Here is a 17,560-nt window from a genome sequence, read left to right as displayed (position 1 = left end):
GACGCGCCGAATGGTTGGCCATCCCCGTGAACGCCAGGCAACCACCCGGCTTCCGACAGACGTCCGCTGGGCGAGCACCTGGATGTCGGTCCGACACGAGGAGGTGACCATCGGCCCTACCGAAGCGGCCGACGTCGCGCGAGACTTGGTGAGCAGCCCGAGCGAGGCAGGGTTGACCAGCCGAGGAGGCAGGCATGGACTTCACCGCTCCCGACGCCGGCGTGGTGCGGACCGCGGTCGACCTGGCATGCCGCGCACCGTCGGTGCACAACAGTCAGCCGTGGCGCTGGCTGTACAACGACGGCCGGCTCGACCTGCACGGCGACCGGTCACGGCTGCTCGCCTCGACCGATCCCTCGGGCCGACAACTCATGATCAGCTGTGGGGCGGCGCTCGGGCACCTGCGCGTCGCACTCACCTCGCTGCGCTGGCACCCGAGCGTCGAACTCCTGCCCGAGGTGGCCCTGCCGAACCTGGTGGCATCGGTCCGGTTCCGCCGGGACGCCGAGCCCCGATCGCACGACTTCGATCTGGTCACCGCGATCAGGCACCGACGGACCGACCGTCGGCCCTTCGCGCCGCCGGTGCAAGCACCGGGCCTCTTCGATGTCCTCCGGGACGCCGCCGGCCGCCACGGGGCGACCCTGACGGTGCTGCCGCCCGACGCGGCTCCCGAACTGGCCGCGGCATCGAACGCGAGCGCCGCGAGTCGCCGGTACGACTCGACCTACCAGGCCGAACTCCACTGGTGGGCGGGCCATTCGTTCCCGTTCGAGGGGATACCGGCGAACGCCCTCGCCACCGAGCTCGACAGTTCCCGGGTGAGCGTCGGACGAGCGTTCCCGACCCCGGGCCGGAGCGATCCGGAAGCGAGTCGACCCGTCGACGAATCCACCGTCGTGATGCTGAGCACCACGACCGACCTCCCCACCGCCTGGGCGCGCTGCGGCGAAGCGCTGTCGGCCGTCCTACTGGAGGCAACCGCGCTCGGCAACGCCACCTGCCCGTTGACCCACCTCACCGAGGTCGAGCGGAGCCGCGAGATGATTCGAGCGCTCGCGCCGGACGCCGGTCATCCGCAGGTCCTCGTCCGGGTCGGCACCGCGCTCGATCCGGTCCCGCTGCGCGAGACGCCGCGGCGCCCGACTGCAGAGGTCCTCACGCTGGGATGAGGACACGGATCACGGTTCCACGACACACCCCGGCCCGATCTGCGTACCCGGATTCACGGTGACCGAGTTGACCGGCCCGCCTGCGGACGTCTGATACGCCATCAGCGAGTGCTCGCCGGGCGCGGTCGGGGTCCACAGCGTGAATGCATGCCCGAGCACGACCGGCGTGACGTAGTAGGGATCGGCGATGTCCCAGATCAATTCCTGAGGGAACAGCGTCGAGGCACGGTTGAGGTCGACGATCGACACACCGGCCTCCACCGGACTCACCGTCCTGGCCACGACCAGATACGTGCAGCCGGCCCCGTACGGCGTCGTCGGGCCACCGCCGAGTCCGGGCACAACGGTCACGTCGACGACGTCGGCCGTAGCCAACGGGGCAAACCAGGTGGCTGCGGCGGCGCACAGGACCACGCCGATGGGTGCAAAACGGGCAATCCGGAAAAGCTTCATACCAGAAGGTCCGTTTCGGATGCCGGACCGTTACGGCTGAATCCGGACGGGACGGCGACCGGGCGCGGCGGTGCGTTCGACCCCACCTCCGACGTGGAGCTCAGAACAGAGTGAGTGCGGGTGCGGCTCCCGCCCCGACCAGCTCGCGTACGGGAGCGCGCACCGGCTCCTGCCGATGGCCGGCGCTGCCGCCGAGGCCGTACTTCTCGACCAGCGGCGTCACCCGTCCACGCAGCCACAGCTTGTACTCGGGTGTCACGTAGGCGCCGCGACCGTAGAGCTGCCGGTACCGGCGGATCAGCGCGGGATGCTCCTCGGCGAGCCAGTTGAGGAACCAGCCGCGGGTGCTGCCGCGCAGGTGCATCGGGAACACCGTGACACCCGTCGCCCCCGCCTCCGCGATCGCACCCAGCAGTTCGTCGAGGTGTCGCGTCGAGTCGGTCAGGTACGGGATCACCGGCGCGACCATCACGTTGCAGTCGAAGCCGGCGTCGGTGACGGCGCGGATCAGGTCGAGCCGCGCCGATGGCGACGGCGTACCCGGTTCGATCGCCTTCTGCAGGTCGGCGTCGTAAATCGCCAGCGACACCCCGATCCCGACGTCCACCTGACGGGCGGCCAGGGTCAGCAGCGGCAGGTCTCGCCGCAGCAGCGTGCCCTTGGTGAGGATGGAGAACGGCGTGCCGGATTCCGCGAGGGCGCCGATGATCCCGGGCATCAGCCGGTACCGCCCCTCGGCCCGCTGATACGGATCGGTGTTGGTGCCCAGCGCGACCGTGTCGCGTTTCCACGACCGCTTCGACAGCTCCCGGCGCAGCACCGCGGCGACGTTGGTCTTCACCACGACCTGGCTGTCGAAGTCGCGGCCCGCGTCCAGCTCGAGGTACTCGTGTGTCGGTCGCGCGAAGCAGTACCGGCAGGCGTGCGAACATCCACGAAAAGCGTTGACGGTGAACCGGAACGGCAACGGCGACTCCTCCGGCACCTTGTTCAGCGCCGACTTGCACAGCACCTCGTGGAAGGTGATCCCCTCGAACTCGGGGGTCTGTACGCTGCGTACGAGGCCGGCACGCGCCAGACCGGGGAGAGCGCCGTCGTCGAGCTGGGACTGCACGGCGTCGAGAGTCTGCCCCTGCCATCGCATGCACAGAGTCGAACACTTGTTCTAGCTTTAGTCAAGCCTACGCGCCGCCGACCTCCCCACGCCGACCGCCCGCCTCGTTACACTCCGCCGATGAGCCAACGCCGCTCCACCTTTCGAACGGTCGCCACTCGCCTCACCACCCTCGTCACCCTCACCACCACGTCGTTGCTCGCATCGACTGCGCTCACCCCCACCCTCGCGGCCGCCGCGGTCCCGACGTCGGCCTGCGGCACCGCCCTCACGAGCACCGACATCGCCACCGTCGCGCGCGTGTCCGACACCGGCACGGTCACCGACGCCGACCCGATGGCCCGGCTCGAGGACGAGGTCGGCCGCCAGCACCAGATCGCGGAGATCCTCGTCGCCCACCGGGACCGGCGCGGACTGTTCGGCATCGGCCTCGACGCCGTCGTGCAGGCAGCCGTGATGCCACTGCAACGCTCCCCCGCCTCGTTCGGCACACCGGCGTGGGCGCACGCGATCAGCACCGACCTGCTGCGCCGCTACCTGGTCAACGTGCACGCCGAATTCACCGGCGCGCCAGTCGAACCCGCCTGGCAGCGCTACTTCGGGCTCGCCTACGACTGCGCCCAGTCACCGGCGCGGGCGGCGATGACCGGGTACAACGCGCATCTGACCGTCGACCTCGCGCGGTCCGTCGCCGCCACCGGCACCACCACGCAGAGCGTGCCCGACTTCTACAAGATCGTCGACTCCATCGCCACCGACGGCGACGCCATCGTCACCCGGACCAAGGCGGCCTACGGCGCCGACCTCGGACCGTTGTGGCGCTTCTACTTCCTCGGCGAGGGACTCGACCGGCTCGCGGGCGAGGGCGTGGCCTCCGAACTGCTGCTGCGGGCCGCCGACAGCGGATACAACACCCTGACCCTCGCCAACGGGTTCGCACTGCAGAATCCGCAGACCGCGCCCGGCGCCGCGGCGGAGATGGACGCCCTCTGGTCCACCGCCGACGGCGCCGTCGAAATTCTGGCGAGGCTGGGCGGGCTCTGAGACAATTCGATTCATGACCTCGGCCGTCGATCCGAAGGTTCCGCATACGAGCACCGACGTCCTGATCGTCGGCGCCGGTCCGGTCGGACTCACGCTCGCCCTCGAACTTCGCCGCCGCGACATCGACGTCATCGTCGTCGACCGGCTCACCGAACGGGCCCCGTACGCGAAGGCGGTCGGCATCCAGCCCCGCACCCTCGAGCTGTGGGACGCGATGGGTGTGGTCCGGCCCGCCCTCGACGCCGCCACCGTCATGCGCGGACAGCTGGTGTACGTCAACGGCGTCCGGACCGCGACGATGGAGCTGTCGCTGCCGAGCCAGGTGCCGTATCGCTTCGCCGCCCTGCCCCAGTACGAGACCGAACGGGTACTCGCGGAGGCCCTCGCGCGGCACGGCGCCACCCCGCGCCGCGGTACCGAGTTCGCGGCGTTCGACCAGCACGACGACCACGTGGTCTCCAGCGTCCGCGACACACACGGACGCTCGACGATCGCGTCGCGCTACCTGGTCGGCTGCGACGGCGCGCACAGCGTGGTCCGCAAGGGTCTCGGCCTCGGGTTCGAGGGCGACGCGTTCCCGGAGGAGTACATGCTCGCCGACGTCGAGCTGGACTGGACCATGCCGACGGGGTTCGGGGTGCGTTCGCTGCACCAGAGCGACGGCGTCACCGACGACCTGCTGGTGTGCATCCCGCTTCCGGGCGATCGCCGCTACCGGATCTCGATGCTCGTTCCCGACGAGCTCGCGAGCGCACCAGCCGATTCCGGTGACGTCGCGCACGGACTGGAGGGCAGCAGGGCACCGGAACTGCGACATGTGCAGGCCGTCCTGGACCGACTCTCACCGCAGCCGACCACCGCGCACACGATGCGCTGGTCGTCGGTGTTCCGGATCAGTCACCGGCTGGCGCAGCGTTACGGCGGGCGCCGGGTGTTCCTCGCCGGCGACGCCGCGCACATCCACCCCCCGACCGGCGCACAGGGCATGAACACCGGCGTCCAGGACGCCGCCAACCTGGGCTGGAAGCTGGCGCTGGCCGTGCGCGGACACGCCGCGGACGGGCTGCTCGAGAGCTATCACCTCGAGCGGCATCCCGTGGGCGAGGAGGTGGTCGGGCGCACCGTACGTCACGCCCGCGCCGGCGGGGTCGGCTCCGACGAGACCGACCCCCAGGTCGCGATGGCACGCGAGGCCCAGCTGCTGGTGGCGTACCCGAACAGCCCGCTGGTCGGCGAGACCATGACCCCCGGCAACGGCGAGGGCGGGCCCCGGCCCGGCGAACGGGCGCCGGACGCAACCGAACTCGGCCAGGACACCACCGCCTTCGGCACGCGACTGCACGAGCTGCTGCGCCATCCCGGACACACGCTGCTGCTGTGGGCGCAGGACGAGGCGGCGTGGACGCGGCAACGCGACCTCGCGGCGGCAGTCGAGCAGCGGTTCGGCCCTCAGGTGCGCAGCTACGTCCTCGTCGCCGCGGGACTGCCCGACGCATCGGGAATCACGCTGCGCGACAACGCCGGGCACTTCGCCGACGGCTACCGGCCGCACGGCCTCGCCGGCTACCTGATCCGGCCCGACGGCTACCTCGGCTACCGCAGCGACGCGATCACCGTCGACGGTCTCGCCGAACACCTGGCCGGGATCCTGCGCCCGCGACCCTAGCCGTCCGGACCGTCCACGATCGCCTGCACCAGCGCCCCGTACCGCTCGATCAGCTCCTCGCTGTCCATCAGGTCCGATCGGAGCAGACCCATCGTGCGGGTTCCGCCCGCGAGACCGAGCAGTGCCGCGAGGACCAGGTGCGACTTGAGCTTGTCCGCCGAGGTGTCGCCGATCCGCTCGGCGATCGCGGCCACGTAACGGCGTTCGTAGTCCGCCCGCGCGGCCTCCCGGTCGGCGGACTCGTGGATCAGCATCAGCGCCGTCGCAAACGGTTCGGGGGCGTCGTTGTCTCGGCGCTCGACGAGGCGGCGAACCAGTCCGTATCCCAACGGTTCCCGGCTCCCGGCCGCCTCGTCGAGCGTCTGCTCGGACGGATCCGCGGCGGCCAGCAGGCCGGCCTTGCTGCCCATCAGCTTCATCACCATCGCGGGCGAGCAGCCCGCCCGGACCGCGACGTCCTTGATGGTGGTCGCGGTGTAGCCGCGGCGGGCGAACAGTTCACGCGCCGCCTCGATCACCGCGTCGCGGGTCGTCGTGCCGCTCACGGCGTTCTCACCGGATCGCGGTCGTCGGCCAGGTCGAGGTCGATCACCGCGGACTGCGCCCCCACGAGGATCTGCCGTGTGAGGGTGCGCCGGCGCCCGTGGTCGAGCACGGTGAGCAGGTATCTGCCGGTGACGGGCAGCGCGAACTCGTAGCGACCGTCGTAGTCGCAGCGCGCGGACGTGACGAACTCGCCGCTCGCCTTGACCAGGGTCACCAGGGCGGACTCCGACGGCGACCCCGACTCGGTGATGCGCCCACCCAGTCGGAGGCGCTCGCCGAGCACCACGAACTGCCGGGTGTGCGCGTCGTCGAAGTCGAGCACCTGGGACTTCGGCGCCCACCCGTCCGCGCTGGCGATCACCAGGTACGGCCCCGGAGCAGGCAGCACCACGGAGAATTCGCCGGTGTTGTCGGCTCGGCTCCAGTCCACGGGCTCGCCGGTCGTCCGCAGCACGGTGATCACCGCATGCTTGATCGGCCTCAGGTCGTCGTGCAGAACGGTGCCGCTGACGACCAACTCCTCCGGCACACCGGCCTCCTGCGCCGCCGTGTCGGGCACGGGCGCGGGCGCGGCCACCGACGCCGCAGGCCCACGCGGGATGAACGCCGCGACCAGCGCGGACGCGGCACCCGCGACGGCGGCAATCGCAAAAATGATCTTGAAAGCGCCGAGCGACGGGAAGACGTGGCCGGCCACCTCAACGGTGACCGCGGTGAGGACCGCGGAGATGACGGCACTGGACACCGACGTGCCGACCGAGCGCAGCAACGCGTTGAGACCGTTCGCCGAGGCGGTCTCGGTGATCGGCACCGAGCCCATGATCAGCATCGGCATCGACGCGTAGGCGATGGCGGTGCCGGTGGTCACCAGCATCGCGCCCGCCACGATCAACGGGACCGAGCCGGTGAGGAAGATCCGCAGCGTGTACGCGGCGGCCAGAACCAGCGCGCCGAGGACCAGAGTGCGCTTGGCACCGATCCGTCCCATCAGCCGTCCCGCGATCGGCGCGACGACGACCATCATCAGTCCGGCGGGCATCATGCACAGGCCGGCGACCAACACCGTCAGGCCGTGCCCGTAGCCGGTCACCGTGCTCACCTCGAGTTGCTGCGTAGTGGAGAGCATGTTGGCGTACATCGAGATTCCGACCAGCAGCGCGCTGATGTTGGTGAGCAGCACCGGCCGTCGAGCGGAGGTCCGCAGGTCGACCATCGGCTGGTTGACCCGCAGTTCGTACGGGAACCAGACGGCGAAGGCGACCAGCGAGACCACCAGCGCCAGGATCGTCGGCTCGCTCCCCCAGCCCCAGGTGCCGCCCTTGGAGATGCCCAGCAGCAGCGCGGTCAACGCCACCGACAGCAGCAGCGCACCGCCGACGTCGAATCGGCCGGGGGTGCGCACCGGGGACTCCGGCACCACCGCGAGCACCGCGACCAGCAGCAACAGGCCTGCGAGCGCGGACAGCCAGAAGATGGCCTCCCACCCGAAGTGCTGGTACACCAGGCCGGACAGCGGCAGGCCGAGCGCGGAGCCGATGCCGAGCGTCGCACTCATCATGGCGGTCGCGCCCGCGACCTTCGCCTTGGGCAGTTCGTCGCGCAGGATGCCGATGCCGACCGGCACCAGCGCCGACGCGAACCCCTGCAGGCCGCGGCCGACGAGCATCGCGGGGAAGGTCGCCCCGACCGCCGCGATGACCGAACCGAGCACCATCGTGAGCAGCGAGACGACCATCATGCGGCGCTTGCCGAACATGTCCGCCAGCCGCGACACGATCGGCGTGGCCACCGCCGCGGTCAGCAGCGTGGCGGTGACCAGCCAGGACGCGCTGGTGTAGTCGATGCCGAGGATGGCGGGAAAGTCCGACAGCAGGGGAATGATCAGCGTCTGCTGCAGCGCGACGACCGTGCCGGACATGCACAGCACGGCGACGAGCACCGTGCTCGGCACCCGGCGGGTCGGGGTCGACGGCTTCGAATGGGTCGACAAGTGGCACTCCAGTGGGCGGGCGGTGAATGGGCGTTCACCCTGGAGTGAACACGCGTTCACCCCTGCAGCGCAAGCCGGACAATTCGACTCGCGACCCCGCACACACCGGCACTCACGTCCCGTCAGGCCGTCCCGGCGGCCTCACGCGGCCGCCTCCCCGGGCACCGACTCGGTCGCCCTCCGGGCGAACTCGCCCGCCGCGGACCACGCCTCGCGCTCGGCCGCGAACGCCGCCGCCTGGGTCGCGCGGAACGCGGCGATCGAGTCCGCGTTCGCGGCGAGGAACTCGTCGTGCTCGGCGAGCGAGAAGCTGCCGTCGGTGATCTGGACGCCGCCGGACCCGCCAGCCGCGGTCTCGGCCCGCAGCTCGAGCAACTCGTCGGGTTCGACGGGATACCAGGAGATCCGGTCGAAGAACCGCAGCAGCCACGGGGTGCCGTCCTCGAACGGTCCGGACCCCTGCGGGTGCCGGTGGTTCCACACCTGGGTGGTCCGCCCGACGAACTGGTAGCCACCCGGACCCTCCATGCCGTAGATGCACAGGTACGCGCCCCCGATCCCCACCGCGTTCTCCGGCGTCCAGGTGCGGGCCGGGTTGTACTTGGTTGTCACCAGGCGGTGTCGCGGATCGAGCGGGGTGGCGACCGGCGCTCCGAGGTACACGTCGCCCAGTCCGAGCACCAGGTAGTCCGCGTCGAAGACGGTGTCGAACACGTCCGCGACCGAATCCAATCCGTTCATCCTCCGGATGAACTCGATGTTCCACGGGCACCAGGGTGCGTCCGCACGCACGCCGTGCATGTACCGCTTGATCGCCTCGCGCGTGGACGGGTCGTCCCAGGACAGCGGCATTCGCACGGTCCGGCTCGGCACCACCAGTTCGGACGAGTCCGGGATCTGCGACTCGGCCTCGGCCAGCAGCCCCATCAGCGTCGGCACCGGCAGCACGTCGGGATCCACCCGCACCTGCAGGGACCGGATGCCCGGCGTCAGGTCCAGGAGCCCGGCCGGCTTCTCGGCCTCGAGCCGCTGGTGCAGGGCGTGCGCCCGGGCCCTGAGCCCGAGGTCGAGGGTCATGTCCCCGTACTCGACGAGCACGTTGTCGTCGCCGGAGCGGCGGTAGGTCACTGCGGTGACCCCGTCGCGCCGGGCGATCACGCCGTCGTCCGCGTCGCCGCCCGCGCCGTACACGGCGGGCATGCTGGCGCGACGGCCCAGTCCCAGTTGCCTTCTGGAGGCCGCGCGCTCCGCCCGGATCGGCACGAACCGGACCGCGTCACCCGGGCTGAGCTGACCGAGCTTCCAGCGGTCGGCGGAGACGACGGTCACCGGGCAGACGAAGCCGCCGAGGCTGGGCCCGTCGGGACCGAGCAGGATCGGGGTGTCCCCGGTGAAGTCCAACGCGCCGACCGAGTACGCGTTGTCGTGAATGTTGGACGGGTGCAGGCCCGCCTCGCCGCCGTCGCCGCGCGCCCAGTCGGGCTGCGGCCCCACCAGCCGCACGCCGGTGCGGTCGGAGTTGAAGTGCACCTCGTAGTCGGTGGCGTACAGGGTGTCGATGTCCTCGCGGGTGAAGAACTCCGGCGCCCCGTGCGGGCCCTCGGTGACCGCGATCTCCCAACGACCCCCGATCACGGGGACGTGCTCCATCGGGACGGGCTGGGCGGCAGCGGGATTCGACGGGCCGCCACCGCAGGTGAGCACGTCCCCCTCCCGCAGGGTGCGGCCCTCGTGACCGCCGAAGCGACCGAGCGTGAAGGTCGCTCCGCTGCCCAGGTAGTCGGGCACGGTCAGGCCACCCCGGACCAGCACGTAGATCCGCAGGCCCGGGCCGGATGCCGCACCGACGTCGAGGACGCCGCCCGCAGGCACGTCCACCGGCGCCCAGGTGCGCACCGACCGCCCGTTCACCCGGACCGAGGCGGGGGCACCGGTGACGCAGACGGTGGTCGCGTCCTCGAACCGCAGCGCGGGACCTGCCATGGTGCACTCGAGTCCGGCCGCGCCCTCCTCGTTGCCGAGTGCCACGTTGCCGAGGCGGAACGACAGGTCGTCCATCGGGCCCGAGGGCGGCACGCCGATCTGCCAGTACCCGACCCGACCGGGCCAGTCCTGCACGGTGGTCAGCATGCCGGGCCGCTGCACGGTCACGGTCGTCATCACGCCTCCTCGGGCCGGGTGACGACCATTCGCACCTCGGTGGGGTCGAAGCCGTTGCAGGGGTTGTTGATCTGGGGGCAGTTCGACACCAGCACGAGGGTGTCGATCTCGGCCCGCAGCGCGAGTCGCTTCCCGGGTGCGGACAGTCCGTCCACGATGCCGAGGGTGCCGTCCGCGTCGACCGGCACGTTCATGAAGAAGTTGACGTTCGAGACCAGGTCCCGTTTGCCGAGGCCCCACTTGGCTCCCTCGATCAGGAAGTTCTCCACGCAGGCGTGCTGGTGCCTGGTGTGGTGGCCGTACCGCAGCGTGTTGGACTCCTGCGAGCAGGCCCCGCCGACGGTGTCGTGGCCGCCGACCTCGTCGGCGACGAGCGTGACGAGGGCGGCGCCGTCGTCCGAGCGCAGCACGCTTCCGGCGGCGAGGAACAGATTGCGTTGCGCGGCAACGGTGGCCGCCGCCGAGTACCGCACGTCGTGGTCGTCGGCGGCGTAGAACAGCGTGTCCACGGCCTGGTTTCCGTGCAGGTCGACGATGGTGATCACGTCGCCCGCGCGCAGGATGCCGGACCACGGTCCGCGGGCGCCGACAGTCTCGTCCAGGACGACGGTGCCGGGGACGAGCGCGAGGGTCTCTACTGCGGTGGTCATCGGGCATCCCTTCCGAAACGTGCGGCGTTCCAGGCGTCCTCGGTGTTGAGCACGGCCCGTAGGTACTCGGGGTCGTCGTTGGGCAGCGCGCCGAGGTCCTCGGGGGCCGTCCACGCCAGGATCTCGAGCGAGGTGGTCGGATAGTTCGGGGCCGGATCGAGCGGGTGCGCGGTGTTGGCGACGAGCGCGATCACCGGCAGGTGGATCAGCAGTTCGAGTTCCGTTCCGGCACCGGCGGTCCCGGTGCTGGTGAGCGTGCCGTCGGGCTCGACGTGCACGCCGTGGAAGAACGTGAGCACTGGGGGCAGGTCACGCGCGGTCAGGCCGTGCTTGGCTGCGGCGAGGGTGAGCAACTCGCGTCCCGCCGGGGCACCCGAGTGCACGCTGCCCGCCCCGTACTTCGCCGTGTTGGTCGCCAGGCTGGTGGTCCCACAGAACGCGTCGTGCCGGCCCGAGGTGTCCGCGACGATGGTGGCCAGCACCCGTCCCTGGTCGGAGAGCAGGGGGTGCCCGACACCCAGGTAGGCCTGCCACGGCACCTTGACGGTGTCGGCGACGTTGAGTCGCTCGTGCGGCGCGTCGGCCCGGTACAGCAGCAGGTTCGCGCAGGCGGCCCCGTCGAGATCGCGCAGCCGGACCCGAGTTCCGCGCGCGAGCACCTTCGATGTGTAGCGGCCGCCGGGCACCGTCTCTGCCCAGGTCAACGCCTCCGCCGACACGCCCGCAGGCGGATCCGGCCACCGCGAGGCGGGCAGCACGGGCATCGAGTCGGTGATCGCGCCGGCCTGTGCGCGGGCGTGCTCGCGGGCGGCGGCCGTGGTGGCGGTGTTGCTGTCGGTGGCTGTCGGGGTCACTGTCAGGCTCCAATCGTGACGGGGTTGGGGACGGTCTTGCCGCGCGGGTAGCACAGCGCTCCGGCGAGCACCACCACGGCGACCGTGATCGGTGCGGCCCATTGCAGGATCGGGAACTCCCCTGTGGGGTTGAAGATCTCGGCACGCGGCCAGGAGAGGTTGACCACCATCGCGGCCCCGTAGAGCACGGCGGCGACGTTGACCGGGACACCGAGTCGGCCGAGCGTGAACAGCGGTTTGCCCTCGGCGTCGACCTGGACTCCGCCGCGCGGCCAGCCCTGCAACCGGCGCAGCAACAGCGGGACCGTCACCATCAGGTAGGCCAGGTAGATGAGCACGATGCACACGCTGGAGAGGGTGGTGAAGATCGCCGAGTTGCCGACGTTGACCGCGAGCACGGCGATGCAGGCGACCCCGATGAGCACGGACGGTGCGATCGGGGTTCCGGTGCGGCCGTTGACCTTCGACAGCACGCCCGATGCGGGCAGCCGGCCGTCGCGGGCCATCGAGAACATCAGCCGGGACGCGGCGGTCTGGATCGCGAGGGTGCAGACGAACACCGCGATCGCGACGTCGACCAGCAGCAGGGTGCCCCACGGCGAGCTGAGGATCGCGGTCAGCACGTAGGGCAGGCCCTCGGCCGCGAGCCGGCCGTCGGTCAGGCTCGGCGCCGCCATCAGCGCGCCGACGATCATCAGGCCGCCGCCGAGCGCGGAGACCGACAGCGCCAACCGGATGGTGCGCGGCGCCACGCGGCGCGGGTTGCGGGTCTCCTCGGCGAGTTCGCCCGCCGAGCCGAACCCGACCATGACGTAGGCGGCCATCAGGCCGGAGACGATCCAGGCCCAGATGTAGCCGGGTTCGCTGCCCGCGGCCCCGGTGTCGAAGACCACCTGCGGTCCCCGCTGGGCGTGGGTGAAGAACATCCCGACCACCGCGATGACACCGACGATCTCGCAGGTCACCCCGATGTTGTTGATCCGGGACATCCAGTTCACGCCGACGCAGTTGATGGCGGTGGTCGCGACCAGCAGCGCCGAACCGAGCAGCACCGCATTGGCGGCCCCACTGGGCGAGGTCAACGAGCTGTCCGTGCCGACCATCTGGAATCCGCTCCACACATTCGGCAGGACCACCTGGAGGGCGATGGCCGCCGCCGAGGCGGTGACGATCTGGGCGATGATCATGAACCAACCGGCGAACCAGCCGACTATCTCGCCGCCCATCCGCCGCGACCACTGGTAGATGGCACCCGAGATCGGGTACCGCGCGGCCAGTTCGGCGAAGCTGAGCGCGACCATGAACTGGCCGAGGAACACGCACGGCCACGTCCAGAAGAACGCCGGGCCGGCGAAGCCGAAGCCGAGGCCGAACAACTGGAAGATCGTGGTGAGGATGGAGACGAAGGAGAAGCCCGCCGCGAACGAGGCGAACTTCCCGAGCGAGCGATGTAGTTGCTGCTCGTAGCCGAAATCGGCGAGATCGTTGTCGTCGCTGGGCTTCGGTGCCACGGTCGTCATGGGCTCTCCTGCGAGGGGGGCGGTCAGCGAGGTTTCCTGTCAGTTGACAGTTTTCTGGTCCGCCGTTCCCGGTGGGTGTCCCGCACGTTTCGACTTGACGCCGTTCCGTTGCGACTCAATGTCATTCGTTACGCCCACATTGCCGCCTCCGCACAGAGCCGGTCGGCCCCACCGAGGCCCGCACCCCTGCCAGGATGGGTGCCATGACCGAACCGCTCGTCGTGCGCGATCCGTCGATGCGGCCCGCGGGCGAGCTGCTGCGCGGGCCCGCGGTGTGCTGCTCCCCCGACGCCTCCGTCAAGGACGCGGCGCAGGCGATGACCGCCGCCGGCCGCCGTCACGTCCTGGTTCCGCTCGGCGACGGCGAGTGGGGCATCTTCACCGACGGTGACCTGCGCCGACGGGTGGTCGCCGCCGGCCTCGACACCGCGGCACCGGTCCGCGTGGCGGTGACGGCACCGGCCCGGACCGTCCCGGCCGACCGTCTCGGCGCCGACGTGCTGATGGACATGCTCGAGCACGGGGTGCGACACATGCCGGTTCTGTCCGCCCGCGGCGAGCCCCTCGGCGTTCTCGAGGACACCGACCTGCTCGCCACCGCCACGCGCGGCGGATTCGTGCTGCGCCGCACGATCGCGCAGGCCACCGATCCGGACGAAATGACGGCCGCCGCGGCCCGGGTGCCCGAACTGATCGTGGGCCTGTGGCGCGCCCGGGTGGCCGCACTGGACGTGAGTGCGATCCTGTCGGTGCTGATGGACGCTGCCGTCGCCGGCGCCGCGCGGATGGTCCGCGACGACAGCCTCTGCGCCGCCGCGTGGCTGACCCTCGGCAGTGTCGCGCGCCGTGAGGCGATGCCGGGCTCCGACGTCGACAGCGCGATGGTGTGGCCGGACACCGCCGACGGACCCGATGTCCGGCAGGCCGCGCTCACCTGTGCCGGACGCGTGCACGGGCTACTGGACGAGTGCGGCTTCCGGGCGGACCAGAAGGGCGCGCTCGCCTCGCGCCCGAGATTCGCTCGACCCGAATCCGGTTGGCTGACCGCGCTGGACGGATGGCTCGCCGACCCGTACACCGATCAGGGCGTGGTGATGATCTCGCTGCTCGCGGACAGCCGGATCGCGACGGGACCGGCCGACCTCGACCTCGCGGCCGCGGCGGCGGACCGCCTGCGCGCCTCTCCTGACGCGAGCCGACTACTGCTGCGCGAGGCCGTGGAGGACAAGGCGCGCATGCACTCGCTGCGCGAGATTCTCACCCGCCGCACCGATACCGTCGACCTCAAGGCCCAGGGCGTCATGCCGATCGTCAACATCGCGCGCTGGGCCGGGCTCGCGGCCGAATCGGTCGAGGCTGCGACTCCGGCACGACTGCGGGCCGCCGCCTCAGCGGGACTGTTGCCCGAGGACGACGCCAGGGTGCTCGCCGAGTCCTTCGACGTGCTGGCTCAGATCCGGCTGCGGCACCAGTGCGAACAGCTCGAACGCGGAGACCAGCCCACCGACGTGGTGACCCTGCACGACCTGACCCCGCTCTGTCGCAGCCTGCTCGCCAACGCGATTCGCGAGATCGCCGGCGTGCAACGCAAACTCGCGTACACGGGCCCGCCGTCGTGACCGAGCGACCGGCGCTGCGGTGGCCGGACCTCTTCGCAGGACTGTCCGACGACCGTACGCACGCGGTGGAGCAGGCCGTCGCCGCCGAACGGCTCGAGGGCTGGCGTCCGCAGCGCGAGGAGGTCGCGGATCTCGTCGCCCTCGCGCGCGACGACCTCGATCACGGCACCTACCTCTCCCGCCACCTCGCGGCGGCCACCGCGCTGCCGGTCGCCCGCCGCCGGCGACTGTCGCTGCCGAAGCCCTACCTGGTACGTGGGACGACGGTGCTGCGCAACAGCTTCGGCCTCCGCGACGCCACCCAGCTGCGGTCGGTGGAGTTCGCGGCGACCGCGTCGCGCCTGCTCCAGCGGCACCTCGGTCCGCCCCCGCCGGCGCGATCCGTCGACGCCGACCACGTCCACGCCCTGCACCGGCACGTCTTCCAGGACGTGTTCGGCTGGGCCGGCCAGACCCGGATCGTGGACCTGTCGAAGAACGGCGACGCCTTCGCGCCGGTCGCCGCGATCCCGGGCTATCTGCGAGAGGTCGAGATCGCGATCGCCGCGACCGACTGGCATCGAGCCGACCGCGGCCGGACGGCCTATGCGCTGGCCGCGGTCTACGTCCTCTACAACCACGCGCACCCGTTCCGGGAGGGGAACGGCCGCACCGGAACCCTGCTGCTGCACCAGCTCGCCGCCTCGACCGGCCACCGGCTCGACCTGTCGAGCGTCACCGCGACGGAATGGGTTGCCGCATCGCGCGACTCGGCGCCGTTCCGCCGCACCGGCGCGCCGTCGCCTCGGCCACTGATCCCGCTGTTGCTCCGTTCACTGGTCACACGTCGTGACCACACCAGCGCCTGGTCGTGCTAGGCCGCTGCGGTCGCCCACGGGAACGTCTCGGTCGAGGGTCACCTTCGCGAATCCTGCGAGCTCGCCGCCGGCCCACGCGTACGCCACCTGGCGTTCACCTGGGTTACGTAATTCCAACCGGCGGGTAACAAGAGTATGTAGGGTCATCGCAGCCCGCATCCCTACACACCCGAGGTTGCCCCATGCCCTTCCCGCCGCGGAACGTGTCCCGTCGTGCCTTCCTCACCGGCCTGTCCGTCCTCGGCGGCGCCGCAATGCTGCCCGCTGCTGCGAACGCGACGCCGGTTCTCCGTCAGGCCGCGGACGCCGGGCCGGGACTCGTCCGGAACCCCGAGTTCGGCAACGGGGTGATGGCGGGCGTACCGCGGACCGACGGCGCGACCTTGTGGACGCGAGTGGGCGCCGGGAGCTCGGGGAGCAGCAGTCTCGGCGCCGGCAGCCTCGGCACGGGCAGTCTGGGCTCGGGGAGCGCCGCGGGACCGGGCGGCGAGCTGGCGTTGGTCGTGTCCACCCGCGAGGACCTGTCGTCGCCGGTCCTCGCCGAGCGGGTTCAGGTCCGTGACGACGCCGACGGCACAGTGCATTTCGACGCGACCGGGCTGGCACCGGGAGAGACCTACTACTACCAGTTCCGCGGCGACGGGGGCGAGTCGCCGGTCGGCCGCTTCCGGACGCTGAGGCCCGCCGACTCCAACGAGCCGGTCCGCATCGGCTGGTTCACCTGTCAGGGCTTCGAAGAGGGCTACTACGCGGCCCACCGGCATCTCGCCGAGGAGGACCTCGACTTCGTCGTGTGTCTCGGCGACTACGTGTACGACTTCACCAAGCCGGGCGTCCGCGGTGTCGAGACCAACGCGTTCCCGCAGGGGCTCGACGGCATGCGGGACAAGTACCGCAGATACCGCACGGACGACAACCTGAAGCTGATGCACAGCCGGCACGCCTTCCTGCCGATCTGGGACGACCACGAGTTCCGCAACAACTACACCAAAGACGGGTGGACCTTCCCGGTGATCTCGCCGGTCGACGGCGCGATCGGATTCCAGCAGAAGAAGCAGTGGGCGTGGAAGGCGTGGTTCGAGCACATGCCCGTGCCGCGCTTCGCCGACGACCCGACCCGGACGTACCGGTCGCTGCGGGTGGGCCGGACCGTGGAACTGTTCGCGCCCGACGCCCGGCAGTACCGGGACCGGCAGGCCTGCGGCGATTCCCTCGACCACATCCTCTGCGCGGAGGCGGACGCACCGGGTCGCACCCTGCTCGGCGCGACCCAGAAGCGGTGGCTGCTCGACGGCATGACGGGATCGGACGCGCGCTGGAAGGTGGTCGCGAACGCCAACATGATGATGGGCATGGTGGTCGCGGACAACGGCACCCGCGCCTACATGGACACCTGGGACGGATACGGCGCGGAGCGCTCCGAGATCCTGTCCACCGCGGCCGCATCCGTCGAGAACATGGTCCTGGTCACCGGTGACGACCACGACGGCTGGGCGGGCGAGCTGTGGGACACCGGCTTCGCGCCGGGCACGTCGAGCGGCGAGCAGGTCAACGCGCCCGGAACGAAGCGCGCCGGGGTCGAGTTCGTGGTCCCGTCCGTCACGTCGTCGAACACCGCCGACGGCGGCTACACCAGCAGCAGCGATGCGACCGGTGCGGCCCGGGCGGAGGAGGTCAACCGGCGCGATCACAATCCGCACGTCAAGCACGCCGATATGGTCAGCCACGGCTACGGGCTGCTCGACGTGAATGCGGGCGAGGCCCGCTTCCAGTTCCGAGCGGTCGACAAACTGAACCCGAATTCCGGTGTGACGACGTCGAAGTCGTTCCGGACACCCGCCGGGCAGGCGGTGATCGAACCGGCGTGAGTCAGTCCGCGTCGCGGGCCGCGGCCGGGGCGCCCCCAGGCCGCGGC

14 protein-coding genes are annotated in these 17,560 nt (G+C 70.9%); 6 read left to right on the top strand and 8 right to left on the bottom strand.

Annotated elements, in window-relative coordinates; translation table 11 throughout:
- Positions 1-194: 194 nt before the first annotated feature.
- On the top strand, positions 195-1,172 hold the full coding sequence (locus ACFXGJ_RS11125; RefSeq protein ID WP_378619002.1) for an Acg family FMN-binding oxidoreductase: 978 nt from the start codon (positions 195-197) through the stop codon (positions 1,170-1,172).
- Between the two features lie 9 nt (positions 1,173-1,181).
- Here the strand turns inward: ACFXGJ_RS11125 and ACFXGJ_RS11120 are convergent, their stop codons facing one another.
- Positions 1,182-1,625, bottom strand: a complete 444-nt coding sequence (locus tag ACFXGJ_RS11120) for a hypothetical protein (protein WP_378618999.1) — start codon at positions 1,623-1,625, stop codon at positions 1,182-1,184.
- A gap of 100 nt (positions 1,626-1,725) precedes the next feature.
- The gene (locus ACFXGJ_RS11115; protein ID WP_378618996.1) at positions 1,726-2,769 is read right to left on the bottom strand and encodes an Rv2578c family radical SAM protein; all 1,044 of its coding nucleotides are present in this window, start codon (positions 2,767-2,769) and stop codon (positions 1,726-1,728) included.
- 90 nt (positions 2,770-2,859) lie between these two features.
- On the opposite strand from ACFXGJ_RS11115, the gene ACFXGJ_RS11110 reads away from it, so the two are divergent.
- Positions 2,860-3,783, top strand: coding sequence for a DUF5995 family protein (locus ACFXGJ_RS11110; RefSeq protein ID WP_378618992.1), 924 nt, complete (start codon positions 2,860-2,862; stop codon positions 3,781-3,783).
- 13 nt (positions 3,784-3,796) lie between these two features.
- Positions 3,797-5,449 (top strand): FAD-dependent monooxygenase, encoded by a 1,653-nt coding sequence (locus tag ACFXGJ_RS11105; protein WP_378618983.1) that lies wholly within the window; start codon positions 3,797-3,799, stop codon positions 5,447-5,449.
- Here ACFXGJ_RS11105 and ACFXGJ_RS11100 read toward each other — a convergent pair.
- The 6 genes from ACFXGJ_RS11100 to ACFXGJ_RS11075 all read right to left on the bottom strand — a co-directional run bounded on the left by ACFXGJ_RS11100 (position 5,446) and on the right by ACFXGJ_RS11075 (position 13,169).
- Positions 5,446-5,994 (bottom strand): TetR/AcrR family transcriptional regulator, encoded by a 549-nt coding sequence (locus ACFXGJ_RS11100; RefSeq protein WP_378618980.1) that lies wholly within the window; start codon positions 5,992-5,994, stop codon positions 5,446-5,448. The genes ACFXGJ_RS11105 and ACFXGJ_RS11100 overlap by 4 nt on opposite strands.
- Positions 5,991-7,985, bottom strand: a complete 1,995-nt coding sequence (locus tag ACFXGJ_RS11095) for an MFS transporter (protein WP_378618976.1) — start codon at positions 7,983-7,985, stop codon at positions 5,991-5,993. Before ACFXGJ_RS11095 ends, ACFXGJ_RS11100 begins: the two co-directional genes overlap by 4 nt.
- Before the next feature lie 141 nt (positions 7,986-8,126).
- The gene (locus tag ACFXGJ_RS11090; RefSeq protein WP_378618973.1) at positions 8,127-10,145 is read right to left on the bottom strand and encodes a 5-oxoprolinase/urea amidolyase family protein; all 2,019 of its coding nucleotides are present in this window, start codon (positions 10,143-10,145) and stop codon (positions 8,127-8,129) included.
- Positions 10,145-10,795 carry an urea amidolyase associated protein UAAP2 gene (locus tag ACFXGJ_RS11085; protein WP_378618971.1) on the bottom strand — a complete coding sequence of 217 codons (651 nt, stop codon included), beginning with the start codon at positions 10,793-10,795 and terminating at the stop codon, positions 10,145-10,147. The genes ACFXGJ_RS11090 and ACFXGJ_RS11085 overlap by 1 nt, the downstream gene beginning before the upstream one ends.
- Positions 10,792-11,655 (bottom strand): urea amidolyase associated protein UAAP1, encoded by an 864-nt coding sequence (locus ACFXGJ_RS11080; protein ID WP_378619038.1) that lies wholly within the window; start codon positions 11,653-11,655, stop codon positions 10,792-10,794. Before ACFXGJ_RS11080 ends, ACFXGJ_RS11085 begins: the two co-directional genes overlap by 4 nt.
- On the bottom strand, positions 11,652-13,169 hold the full coding sequence (locus ACFXGJ_RS11075) for an amino acid permease (protein ID WP_378618969.1): 1,518 nt from the start codon (positions 13,167-13,169) through the stop codon (positions 11,652-11,654). Before ACFXGJ_RS11075 ends, ACFXGJ_RS11080 begins: the two co-directional genes overlap by 4 nt.
- 203 nt (positions 13,170-13,372) lie before the next feature.
- Here ACFXGJ_RS11075 and ACFXGJ_RS11070 point away from each other — a divergent pair, with 203 nt between their 5' ends.
- The 3 genes from ACFXGJ_RS11070 (at position 13,373) to ACFXGJ_RS11060 (ending at position 17,513) form a co-directional block, all read left to right on the top strand.
- A complete protein-coding gene (locus ACFXGJ_RS11070) occupies positions 13,373-14,788 on the top strand; it encodes a putative nucleotidyltransferase substrate binding domain-containing protein (protein WP_378618967.1) in 1,416 nt (471 codons plus the stop codon).
- On the top strand, positions 14,785-15,645 hold the full coding sequence (locus tag ACFXGJ_RS11065; protein WP_378618964.1) for a Fic family protein: 861 nt from the start codon (positions 14,785-14,787) through the stop codon (positions 15,643-15,645). The genes ACFXGJ_RS11070 and ACFXGJ_RS11065 overlap by 4 nt, the downstream gene beginning before the upstream one ends.
- A 182-nt stretch (positions 15,646-15,827) precedes the next feature.
- Positions 15,828-17,513, top strand: a complete 1,686-nt coding sequence (locus tag ACFXGJ_RS11060) for an alkaline phosphatase D family protein (protein WP_378618961.1) — start codon at positions 15,828-15,830, stop codon at positions 17,511-17,513.
- Positions 17,514-17,560: the final 47 nt, after the last annotated feature.

The sequence above is a fragment of the Rhodococcus sp. NPDC059234 genome (assembly GCF_042754225.1).
GTDB lineage: Bacteria > Actinomycetota > Actinomycetes > Mycobacteriales > Mycobacteriaceae > Rhodococcus_G.
Note: the sequence above shows the minus strand (reverse complement) of the source record. Positions and strands in the feature narration are given on the sequence as shown.

Coding starts and splice junctions, on each gene's coding strand:
- ACFXGJ_RS11125 (WP_378619002.1), top strand. CDS start 195: ATGGACTTCACCGCTCCCGACGCCGGCGTGGTGCGGACCGCGGTCGAC.
- ACFXGJ_RS11120 (WP_378618999.1), bottom strand. CDS start 1,625: ATGAAGCTTTTCCGGATTGCCCGTTTTGCACCCATCGGCGTGGTCCTG.
- ACFXGJ_RS11115 (WP_378618996.1), bottom strand. CDS start 2,769: ATGCGATGGCAGGGGCAGACTCTCGACGCCGTGCAGTCCCAGCTCGAC.
- ACFXGJ_RS11110 (WP_378618992.1), top strand. CDS start 2,860: ATGAGCCAACGCCGCTCCACCTTTCGAACGGTCGCCACTCGCCTCACC.
- ACFXGJ_RS11105 (WP_378618983.1), top strand. CDS start 3,797: ATGACCTCGGCCGTCGATCCGAAGGTTCCGCATACGAGCACCGACGTC.
- ACFXGJ_RS11090 (WP_378618973.1), bottom strand. CDS start 10,145: ATGACGACCGTGACCGTGCAGCGGCCCGGCATGCTGACCACCGTGCAG.
- ACFXGJ_RS11085 (WP_378618971.1), bottom strand. CDS start 10,795: ATGACCACCGCAGTAGAGACCCTCGCGCTCGTCCCCGGCACCGTCGTC.
- ACFXGJ_RS11075 (WP_378618969.1), bottom strand. CDS start 13,169: ATGACGACCGTGGCACCGAAGCCCAGCGACGACAACGATCTCGCCGAT.
- ACFXGJ_RS11070 (WP_378618967.1), top strand. CDS start 13,373: ATGACCGAACCGCTCGTCGTGCGCGATCCGTCGATGCGGCCCGCGGGC.
- ACFXGJ_RS11060 (WP_378618961.1), top strand. CDS start 15,828: ATGCCCTTCCCGCCGCGGAACGTGTCCCGTCGTGCCTTCCTCACCGGC.